This is a genomic window from Neorhizobium sp. LMR1-1-1.1, assembly GCF_040675795.1.
GTDB lineage: Bacteria > Pseudomonadota > Alphaproteobacteria > Rhizobiales > Rhizobiaceae > Neorhizobium > Neorhizobium cellulosilyticum.
Genome location: NZ_JBEGHE010000054.1, coordinates 185 through 1,598 on the forward strand (window position 1 = coordinate 185; position 1,414 = coordinate 1,598).

A 1,414-nucleotide genomic window follows, 5' to 3' on the forward strand; every position below is an offset into this window, starting at 1 on the left:
AACGGCGGTGGAAACGGCGGTGGAAACGGCGGTGGAAACGGCGGTGGAAACGGCGGTGGAAACGGCGGTGGAAACGGCGGTGGAAACGGCGGTGGAAACGGCGGTGGAAACGGCGGTGGAAACGGCGGTGGAAACGGCGACCAGGGCTTCGGAAGAAGAAATTCCGCAGGAGATAATAATAGCAAGGGCAGATTTAATAATTCTGCGGGTGTCACCGAAGCCACGGGCGGCTACTCAGTTTCCGTCAAAGGCGGCACCGTCGAAATTCGCTATGCAAACGGGATCCTGGAACGCCTCACCAATCGGCGCTTCTCGATGACTGATCGGCGGGGGCGCACAATCGTGGACCGCCCTGCGACATCTGACGACCGGGCTCGGATTCAATCTCTGCTCAAATGAAAAAGGGATCTACCTGCGCCAGCGTAGGGCGGCCTCGGTTCGATTTGAGACGCTAAGCTTCGCGAAGATGCGGGTTGCGTGGTGCTTGACCGTTTTCTCGTGAAGGCCGAGCTTTCTCGCAACCAACTTGTTACTCATCCCCACCGCGATCAGATCCATGACCTCACGCTCGCGCGCACTAAGCCCATCATGTTCTTGCATCGCGGCTGGATGCGGCTTGCGTTCTGAAATCAGTCTTGCGCTCAGGTTGGGGGGAACATAACTTCCGCCAAGTACAACCGTCCGGACCACGCTTGCCAGATCACGAGACCCGATACCTTTAAGAACATATCCACAAGCTCCTGACTGCATCGCGGCACGCACGTCGTCCCCGTCTTCTGATGCAGTCAATATTATCACTTTGGTAGCGGGAGCGTTTGCGAGGATAGTTTGGACTGCGGAGAGCCCATTTCCCGGCATCGATATATCGAGCAGAACAGCCTCAGGACAGAGCGTCGCGGCTAATGACACGGCATCGCTCGCCGAGCCCCCTTCTCCGACGATTTCGAAGCCCAGATCTCCCAAACTTTTGTAGACCCCCGCGCGAAACATCGGGTGATCGTCGACAAGCACAAGGCGGATTTTCTCGGTCATGACACTATCGGATCGTGGATATTGAGGAACATAGTTAGAGTAGTCCCGGCAAAAGACGAATTTATTTCGAATATGCCGCCAAGGCTTTCGATGCGTTCACGCAGCCCTGCGAGGCCTAGACCGAGCGATGACGCGTTTTCTGCATTGAAGCCTTGGCCAGCATCTTGCACGATGACTGTAATCTCGCTGCCAAGCAGTTTCACTTCGACCCGTTGCCCCTTGCCATCGGCATGCCGCCAGCCGTTATTGAGTCCTTCCTGGAGGAATCTATAGACGCAGATTTTCACCGCCACTGGTATCTCGTCATTCAACGGCTCGATCGCACTATCTACCGATGCCCCTGTACGTGATTGGTAGTGCTCGACTGCTCGGCGGGCCGCTT

At 56.4% G+C, this 1,414-nt stretch carries 3 protein-coding genes; 1 reads left to right on the plus strand and 2 read right to left on the minus strand.

The annotated features are described in order from the left end of the window. Positions 1 to 399: hypothetical protein (locus tag MRBLMR1_RS25270; RefSeq protein ID WP_500066929.1), on the plus strand; the 399-nt coding region annotated here is incomplete at its 5' end. A 9-nt stretch (positions 400 to 408) separates the two neighbouring features. Here the strand turns inward: MRBLMR1_RS25270 and MRBLMR1_RS25275 are convergent. Both MRBLMR1_RS25275 and MRBLMR1_RS25280 read right to left on the minus strand, forming a co-directional pair. Next, positions 409 to 1,032: a response regulator transcription factor gene (locus MRBLMR1_RS25275; RefSeq protein ID WP_183687543.1), complete on the minus strand. Its 624-nt coding sequence runs from the start codon at positions 1,030 to 1,032 to the stop codon at positions 409 to 411. Then, positions 1,029 to 1,414 (minus strand): sensor histidine kinase (locus tag MRBLMR1_RS25280; protein WP_500066930.1); only part of this gene is annotated, 386 nt, incomplete at its 5' end. The genes MRBLMR1_RS25280 and MRBLMR1_RS25275, both read right to left, overlap by 4 nt.